This is a genomic window from Methyloceanibacter superfactus (assembly GCF_001723305.1).
Taxonomy (GTDB): Bacteria; Pseudomonadota; Alphaproteobacteria; order Rhizobiales; family Methyloligellaceae; genus Methyloceanibacter; species Methyloceanibacter superfactus.
In genome coordinates, this window is the sequence record NZ_LPWF01000011.1 from 23,642 (window position 1) to 31,640 (window position 7,999).

The following is a 7,999-nucleotide window of genomic DNA, read 5'->3' on the forward strand; positions in this document are numbered from 1 at the left end:
TCGGTCTTGATCCGCTCGTTCGGGCTTATGGCGGCGCTGTCGGTGCTCATGGCGCTGGGGATTGTGCTCGCGGTCATGCCTATGCTGGCCGCTTTGTTTCTTAAGGAAGGCGGTTCCAAGTATCTGGCAGACGGCCGCGCCAGGAACGGCGTCGCACTCCTTGATAATGCGGCGGCGACGATCAGCGCTGCGGTTGCCAAGTGGCCGAAGATTATTGCGGTTGCCGGCGTGGCGCTGACGGCGCTCTTCGGGCTGGCCTATCTCCAGTTGGAGCCGCGCTACCGGCTGAGCGACATGCTGCCAGACCAGGGGACGGCGGCGACTGTCCTCGACCGCATCGAGGAGCGGCTTGGCGGCCTGTTCCCGTTAAGCGTCATGGTGGAATGGCCGGAAGGGCTCGAGCCGCAGTCGAAGGCGGTCCGAGAGATCATTCAGGAAGTCCACGAGACGTTGGAGCGGCATTCCGCCATCAGCAAGGTCAATTCGCTCCACGATCTTCAGCGCTGGGCGGAGTCCGGCGGATTGCCGCCTGACGAAGCCGCGCGCGCCTTAACGAGACTGCGCCGCCCGTGGTCATATCGCGCTACGTGAATTCGGAACGCCGTGCTGCCTTGGTCTCCGGCTACATTGGCGACTTGGAAGCCAAGGAGGTCTTGAAACTCTCGAGCGGAATCGAACCGGAACTCGAGGAAGTGTGGGCGCGTCATCCGGAGTTCACGATGAGACTTACGGGGCTCGCCAGCGTTGGCGCCACGCGCTCAACGGGCATCATCTCCCAGCTGAGTCTTTCGATGCTAAGTGCGGTCGTCGTCGTGATTGTGGTGATCGGCATGGCGTTCCGTTCGTTCCTTTCTGCCGGCCTGAGCATCATCCCGAATCTGTTTGCGCTCTTCGCCACGGGCACATGGCTGACATTGGTGCATGGCGGGCTGGACTACGCGACAATTGTCGGTCTGACGGTCGCATTCGGGCTTGCGGTCGACGACACAATCCATGTCCTCAACAGGTTTGAGCTTGAAAAACAGCAGTCCAACATCACATCGGCGGCGATCGATCGCACAATGCGCGTGATCGGTGCGGTTCTGATCCTGACGACTGTCGTGCTCCTCGCGGGCCTTTCCGTCACCCAGCTCAGTGCCGTGCCGCCGACCCGCCAATTCGGCTTGATCTGCCTTTCGACACTGATTTTCGCGCTGCTTGCAGACCTCGTAGTCCTGCCCGCGCTCATCCTGGTTTCGTCGCGTTGGCAAGGCCGTGCGCTGTTGCCGAACGATACCGATCCAGGCATGCCCGTCGTGGCGCGTCACGGAGACGAGCAACCTGGGAGACTTAAATGACAGCGCGAATCTCGACGCGACTACTTTTGGCGCTCCTCGCTATTGGCCTTTGCCTGGAGACGGAAGCTGGCGCGACCTCCTTGGAGGGCGTCTGGAGCGGAAGCGGCGTGGTGAATCCCAAGGACGGTCCGCGCGAGACAGTGCGCTGCCGTCTCAGCTACAAGCAGGAGACTGAAAAGGTCTTTAGCCTGACCGCCACCTGTGCCACGCACTCGCGCAAGGTCCAGCAAACAGGACAACTGCTCAAGGTCGGTCCGACAAGTTACGTCGGGGATTTCTATAACTCCGGATATGATATTTCAGGCCGTGTGCGCGTCGTCGTCAAAGGCTCCGCCCAGACCGTTACGTTCCAAAGTGCCAAAGGCAGCGGAAGCGTAGAGTTGCGCAAGCGCTGATCTTGTAGTTTCCGATAATCATATCCGGACGATATTGATGGTGCAGTCAAGCGGACGTACTGACTTAGGTACCCTTAGCCGCCACGCCCACTGTGTTGCTTTCCGGGAATGCTGACTTAGAGACAGCCGATGGCCTTCTCTCTTTTCTTGATGGCGAGCACGGTCTGATTGTCAGCGCGGGACATTGGAATGTTGACTGCATTGTTGTAGGCACAGCCAGCATTGCCGAAAATAGTTGATGGCCTTGGCGGTCTTGAATGAATAGCCATGAGACTTGTAGATCGAGTTGCGCTGGACCGACCATAACCTCAACCGCCACAACATCTTCAAACAGAACCCCTCTGCCGCCTGGCCAAGTGGCGTCAGCTGGCGTCCTGAACGCCTCAGACCAGCACCCTTCGCAGGCCCGCTCAGGTGTGTCTGACAATGCCTCCAAAGCAGCATGAGAACATTGCAACCTTGAGCGGCGTCTTAGGAGGTAGCTGTGGGGGTGGGAAAGTTCGGGCGTGACCTTGGGCCACTCGCCTCGAACAGGGCAACGCAGCCGCGTAGGCTCACGGCAGCATTATGGAAGCGGGCGGTGAGCGCTTCCTCCAACATCTCCACACGGTCCTCCGCATTCGAGAATATGCTGTGCGCATTGTAGAAATTCATGAGCGCCTGGGCGGGTGGTGATCTTGGCGCATCGCCCTGCACGACGCTGGCCCCGAACAGGCAACCGTCCGTCGCCAAGACCGCCGCCAGATGGTCGAAGACGCGGGCTTTCCCGGCCATGCTGCCTGGCAGGCAATGCAGGACGTGGCAGCACCCGATGGAAGTGAAGGGACCGATCTGCGGCAGCGGATCGAGGATGTCGGCGACTACGGTTTGCGGCCCATACCGAGCGATGCGGTGCGCTGCGGAGGCGAGGCAATGCGCGTTGATATCCATCAAGGTTATAGCGGGCGCTTCCGAGGAAAATCGCGCACGGTCGAGGAGATAGCCAGTCCCGACCCCTACCTCGAGATGGCTGTCCGAGACGTTGCGGTGGTAAAGGTCGAGGAGAACGGGCGCAGGGCAGCGCCACAACAACCGGCTTGAAAAGCCCAACACGTAAAAATCGTAGAATCTCAGGGTGAGTGGTGTGAGGACGGAGTGCATCGCCGCAATGCTCCGTACCCTCCTATCGTCCGACATGACCCCAGCCCCGATATCCTACCGTGCTCGACCCGACCCAATCTAGGATCTTTTAGCGTAGACCGTATTGCCGTAACGTGAAGTCAGATCAATGAAGAGCAAAAAAACGCTAGCGCGAGGATTAATATGCTGAGGAGCTTGCAGGGCGCGCGCGGAGCCGAGGCGCCTCGCAAACGGCAAGCCGGGGACCTGGAACTCATCGCCCTGACAACAGCCGTTCCCGCCAACACAATCAACCAGGACGAGGTTCGGGACGAGGCTGCGCCCTATCTCGCGGGCATGCAGCACATGCTGTCGACGTTCGGCAATGCCGGCGTCCACCACCGTCACATGGTGAAGCCGGTCTCTTGGTATTTGGAGTCTCACGATTGGGTCGAGCGCACGGCCGTCTTCCAGGAGGCGGCGCTCGAATTGCTTGTGCAGGTAACAGAGAGCTGCTTGGCTGATGCGCGCATGGAGCCCAGCGAGATCGATGCGGTCGTCCTAGTCACGAGCACTGGCATATCGATCCCCACTCTCGATGCGGCGCTGGCAAACCATTTTGGCTTTAAGTCGAGCGTGGAGCGGACGCCGATCTTCGGTCTCGGCTGCGCAGGGGGAGCCACGGGTCTCGCCCGCGCGGCCCAACTTGCGGAGGCCAACCCTGATTTCGTCGTCCTTCTGCTGGTCGTCGAGATCTGCACCGCCAATCTCAGCCTGCTCAACGTCAGCAAGACCGATGCGGTTGCCTTCACCTTGTTCGGCGATGGCGGGAGCGCTGTGCTGCTGCGGCGCGGCGGTTCGCGCAAGCGGCGCACATCGCGCGCTATGTTACCTCCGGCGAGCATCTTTGGCCAGACACGGGAAATTTGGCGGGCATCACGGTTCGTAAGGATTCCCTCGGTTTGCGCCTATCGCCGGCGCTTGTCGCCTTCGTGCGCAAGAACCTTGGTCCGACGGTGGACCTGTTCCTGCGTAATCGCGATCTGGCGTTGGACGATTTCGCGGGCTTTGTCTTCCACGCCGGCGCCTCGAAGATGATTGAGGCCGCAGCCGAGTCTCTCGGCGTTGACATGGACAGCTTCGATAGCTCCTCCGCGGTGCTTCGCGATTACGGCAATCTGTCTGCGTGCAGCGTGCTCTTCGTCCTGGAGCGTGCGCTACGCATGGGCGCCACAGGACGCCATCTCATGGGCGCGCTTGGCCCCGGCTTCACGCTCTCACTCGTGGTGCTCGATCTATAGGACGCAGCCAGAAGTGCGCGGCAGGCAATGTCACGGTAAGTCGGATAGCTCTGCGGTTGCGATTGACGCCGCAGATACCGGTCAACTCGGCTGAACAGAGGGCATTGCTTGGCTTTTAGCAACGTTAGGGTCCCGGGGCCTTGTCACGCGGCTCCGGGAAGGCGCGCCGCTAAACGAGCCAAAGCGGTAGCCGGTGTCGGTCGCGTCAGTCCACTCGATCGGTGTATCGCCCATGGGTACTCCTAGTCAGATCGGCGCATTGAATCACAGGCGCGTGGTCTGTGGAATCCTTAGCCTTCAGCTGGGCCCGAATGACCATAGGTTCCCGCGACCAATATCGCGACATCTACAGCGTGTTCTCGGGCCCTAATCCTCGGAAGTGTGACCCCCGAAACTGGCCAGTTGAGAAAAAGCGACAGGCAGCCCCTACTGTCCGCCCAAACTCGCGTCTCTCTGCTCTCTGGAAGCAAACTCACCGTCAACTAGTGGCGCAATTCCGCGCTTCCTTGGGGCCGTTTGCTGAGTGTCAGGAGAGAGCCAGAAAACTCGCGACTGGCTGGCTGTGCTGGCAGTCTTTGGCGAAAGCTCTCTGGGTTCAAATTCCCTGTTAAAGCGGGAAAATACAGGGAAATTTCGCAAATCTAGCCACGAAGTCGGGAACACGGCTCGATTTTCTGACTATAAGTCAGGTAGTTACACCTAAATTCCCTACGCACCCGAACAGGGATTTTCTGAAGCTAACAGGGAATTGTTCCCCGCATAGCAGGGAATAATTCAGCCAATCAATGCGGGATGGGGTTTTCGGTACACACAGGTCAAAAACCGCATGTTCCCGCCTCCTTGCTCAGGTTTCTCACCATCAGTTTTCGACTTTCTGGGGAAAGGCACCCGTGAAGTCAGATGGCAAAGGCATACCGGTCGAGAATTCGGCATTCCACGCCTCTTCCGAGATCGGCTCGAAGCGCGGCTTGTCTTCCGGGTCAAACCGGATCGGCTGACCAGCGAAGACAGGAAGCAGCACGTCGTCACGCACAGTGACCTGACCGTTGACGATCACGGCTTTCATGCCCGTCGAAGGGATACTGCCCTTTTCATAGGTTGAATTGTCGGTGAAGAGTTCAGGGTCAAAGACCACGATATCGGCAACCATGCCCGTCTGGATGCGGCCGCGTTCTTGCATGGATTTCAAGCCGGTATCGCCCAGATGCTTGGCAGCGTTATAGCTGAGGATCGAGATCAGCTGCATCATCGGGATGTTGTTTTCCCGACCGAGCCTGATCGTAGCGCCTCGGGCACCAGCCGTGCGCGGATGCGTGCCACCCAACTTTTCCAGAGGGTAATCCCACGGGGCGTCGTAGGGCGTGGCGGCAGTTGCATCGCTGGCCATGGTCACGCCCTTCAGCGTCAGCCACTTCGCCTGGTTTTCTTCGGGCTGCTTGAAGATGACGATCATTGTGGTGGGTTCAGATGCGATCGTCTCCTTGTAGGTTTCCAAGGTGTAGTACTTACCCGTGACCGGATCCAGCATGGTATCTTCATAGCGTTTGCCAAATTCGTCGATCCAGCTCTCAGGCTCCAGGAACTCGGCATTGATCGGGGTGGAACCGGCAGCATAAGGGTAGATTTCACCCCAGATATTGTGGCCCTGTTCCTGAAGCTTGGTAATCATCTCGTGTGCAAGCTGCCAGCCGTCGTTGTTGTAGTGTAGCACGATCGCCGGGGCGCCAAGCGCCAGGGCGTTGGCGACGAGTTCCTGCGCGCCGTTATTCTCGGTCGTGGCGGTGCCGAGCGTATAGCGTGTATGTGCACCGGTCGGGCGGCCATAACGGGCCCCGACTTTCTGCACCTCGTACATCTCGCGCGAAGAGACGCCTTCTCTCATGTACCCCACGGTGCTGCCGACGCCGGGGGCGCCAGCCTGCAGGCCCTTGTCAAGCTCTTCGAGAATCGCGTTGCCCTGTTCCAGGGTCGGGCGCGTTTGGCTCCAGCCCGTTTTCTTCCGGGTTTCCAAAGCGGAAATGGGGCCGTCTTTCATGTAAGCGCCGTCTGCCCCGTCGATCACCATCGCGCGGGCAGATTCGTGGCTGACCGCGCAGCCATAGTTGGCCCCGGTCACGCCGGCACGCGCTTCGTACCATTCCGCCATATAGGATCCCGCACAGCCCATCTCGAAATCCATGCTGGTGGTCAACCCGTCGCGCAACCCGAGGGAATAGCCGACCGGCATTTGGAAGTGGAAATGGGTGTCGATGAAGCCCGGCGCCACGATGTGGCCGGTGGCGTCCACCGTCTCGGTGCCCGTGAGTGCATCCTTGGTGATCGCAACAATCCGGCCGTCCTTGATGCCGACATTGGCGACATCGTCATACAGCGTTTCCGGGTCCATGACCCGGCCGTTGTTGATCACCAGATCATAGTCTTGCGCAAATGCCGCTGAAACGGTCAGCAGCCCGGCAACAAGTGTTGTCGTTGTCAAAAGGGACGTTTTAGCCATCGTGGAATTTCCCTCTCTCACGGTTTCTAGCCATGAACTTGCGTTAGCTTCAGTTCATTTGATGGTTCTCCATAGCCGCTCGATAAAGACGTTGTCGCGCCAGGCTCCCTTGCCGTCCATGCTGATCTTGATCTCCCGACTGGCCAGCACCTTGATGAAGTCGGTGGAGGTGAACTGGCTGCCCTGATCGGTGTTGAAGATGTCGGGCTTGCCGTGACGCGCCAATGCCTCCTCTACCGCTTCTATGCAAAAATCGGTCTCCAGCGTGATCGCCCCCCTGTGTGTACCGAAAACCTAAATCCTGACGTAGTGGTGATGAAGCCCGCCGAGGATGACGCGTGAAGTAATGATTCCGGTGTGCTGGACGGGGCGAGAGACCGGCGCATCTTTATCCAAGGACCAGTGGGTTCTGATGTCGTTGTAATAGCGGGCATAGGATCGCAGGATTCGGCGCAGATGCGCCTCGCCCAAGACGACGAAATGGTCCACGCACTCGCGCCGGATGGATCCGATCAGCCGTTCGGCAAAGCCGTTCTGCCAGCGAGGCTGGTGCAGTAGGCTTGTCCCGGATGCCCATGGCCCGCAGCCTGCGTGTAACGATGGTGCCGTAGATCCGATCCCGGTCCCGAATGAGATATTGCGGGACATCATCCCAAGGAAACGCCTCGGTTAGTTGACGCGCAATCCATTCCGCTGTCGGGTTTGTCGTGACGTTGACCCAGACCAGCTCTCTGCGGTCTATGCGAACGATGACGAGCGCATAAAGAAGATTGAAGCTGATGGTTGGGACTACGAACAAGTCCATGGCGGCAATGTCCGGCGCGTGGTTACGCAGAAAGGTGCGCCATCCCTGGCTTGGCGGTCCGCGTCGCTTCACCATGTACTTGGCGACGCTCGACTGTGCGACCTCAAACCCGAGCTTGAGCAGTTCGCCATGGATACGCGGCGCTCCCCATAGTGGGTTCTCAATGCTCATCTTCTTGATCAACGCACGGAGGTCCGACTCGATCTTAGGCCGCCCTCCCCGCGAACCGGACTTCCAACGCCAATAGCCGCGAAAGCCAGCCCGATGCCAACGCACCAGCGTCTCGGGGCGGATAACTATAAGAGCCTGCAGAACAGACGGAAATAACTGGTACAGCTGGACAAGAAACCAGCGGTCGCCATTGGTGAGCCGGACCTGGCCTGGCACCTTACGCCGCAAAATGATCAGCTGATGCCTGAGGACAGCAGTCTCGGCCTCAAGCCGACGCCTCGACTTGAATGGCGCGGCCAAGAGCGCCAGAACGAAGCGGAGCAGTTCCAACATGGTGCCCTGACGTTAGGCGATTCCTTCGATTAGACAAACCGGATGAGGTTTTCGGTACACACAGG

8 protein-coding genes and 2 pseudogenes are annotated in these 7,999 nt (G+C 59.2%); 5 read left to right on the top strand and 5 right to left on the bottom strand.

Going from position 1 to position 7,999, the window contains the following annotated elements; translation table 11 throughout:
* Positions 1–27 precede the first annotated feature (27 nt).
* Genes AUC69_RS03585 through AUC69_RS03595 form a run of 3 tightly spaced genes read left to right on the top strand, consistent with a single transcriptional unit; the run spans position 28 to position 1,732 of the window.
* On the top strand, positions 28–591 hold the full coding sequence (locus AUC69_RS03585) for an RND transporter family protein (protein WP_141700564.1): 564 nt from the start codon (positions 28–30) through the stop codon (positions 589–591).
* On the top strand, positions 570–1,337 hold the full coding sequence (locus AUC69_RS03590; protein ID WP_141700565.1) for an MMPL family transporter: 768 nt from the start codon (positions 570–572) through the stop codon (positions 1,335–1,337). Before AUC69_RS03585 ends, AUC69_RS03590 begins: the two co-directional genes overlap by 22 nt.
* Positions 1,334–1,732, top strand: coding sequence for a hypothetical protein (locus tag AUC69_RS03595; RefSeq protein WP_141700566.1), 399 nt, complete (start codon positions 1,334–1,336; stop codon positions 1,730–1,732). Before AUC69_RS03590 ends, AUC69_RS03595 begins: the two co-directional genes overlap by 4 nt.
* Before the next feature lie 171 nt (positions 1,733–1,903).
* Here the strand turns inward: AUC69_RS03595 and AUC69_RS19595 are convergent, their stop codons facing one another.
* Together AUC69_RS19595 and AUC69_RS03600 are read right to left on the bottom strand one after the other, a co-directional pair.
* Positions 1,904–2,176, bottom strand: coding sequence for a YARHG domain-containing protein (locus tag AUC69_RS19595; protein WP_083239053.1), 273 nt, complete (start codon positions 2,174–2,176; stop codon positions 1,904–1,906).
* A 27-nt stretch (positions 2,177–2,203) separates the two neighbouring features.
* Positions 2,204–2,824, bottom strand: a complete 621-nt coding sequence (locus AUC69_RS03600; RefSeq protein ID WP_204377254.1) for a class I SAM-dependent methyltransferase — start codon at positions 2,822–2,824, stop codon at positions 2,204–2,206.
* Positions 2,825–3,238: 414 nt separating this feature from the next.
* On the opposite strand from AUC69_RS03600, the pseudogene AUC69_RS18235 reads away from it, so the two are divergent.
* Both AUC69_RS18235 and AUC69_RS18240 read left to right on the top strand, forming a co-directional pair.
* A pseudogene (locus AUC69_RS18235) lies at positions 3,239–3,691 on the top strand (type III polyketide synthase); the annotation flags it as partial.
* 101 nt (positions 3,692–3,792) lie between these two features.
* A complete protein-coding gene (locus tag AUC69_RS18240) occupies positions 3,793–4,131 on the top strand; it encodes a 3-oxoacyl-[acyl-carrier-protein] synthase III C-terminal domain-containing protein (RefSeq protein ID WP_244500076.1) in 339 nt (112 codons plus the stop codon).
* Between the two features lie 859 nt (positions 4,132–4,990).
* Here the strand turns inward: AUC69_RS18240 and AUC69_RS03610 are convergent.
* From AUC69_RS03610 to AUC69_RS19600, 3 genes and pseudogenes are all read right to left on the bottom strand, one after another.
* Positions 4,991–6,625: an amidohydrolase family protein gene (locus AUC69_RS03610; RefSeq protein ID WP_069440950.1), complete on the bottom strand. Its 1,635-nt coding sequence runs from the start codon at positions 6,623–6,625 to the stop codon at positions 4,991–4,993.
* 57 nt (positions 6,626–6,682) lie between these two features.
* Positions 6,683–6,904, bottom strand: a pseudogene (locus AUC69_RS03615) (DDE-type integrase/transposase/recombinase); the annotation flags it as partial.
* Positions 6,905–6,919: 15 nt separating this feature from the next.
* Positions 6,920–7,276, bottom strand: a complete 357-nt coding sequence (locus tag AUC69_RS19600) for an integrase core domain-containing protein (RefSeq protein ID WP_204377255.1) — start codon at positions 7,274–7,276, stop codon at positions 6,920–6,922.
* Between the last annotated feature and the right edge of the window lie 723 nt (positions 7,277–7,999).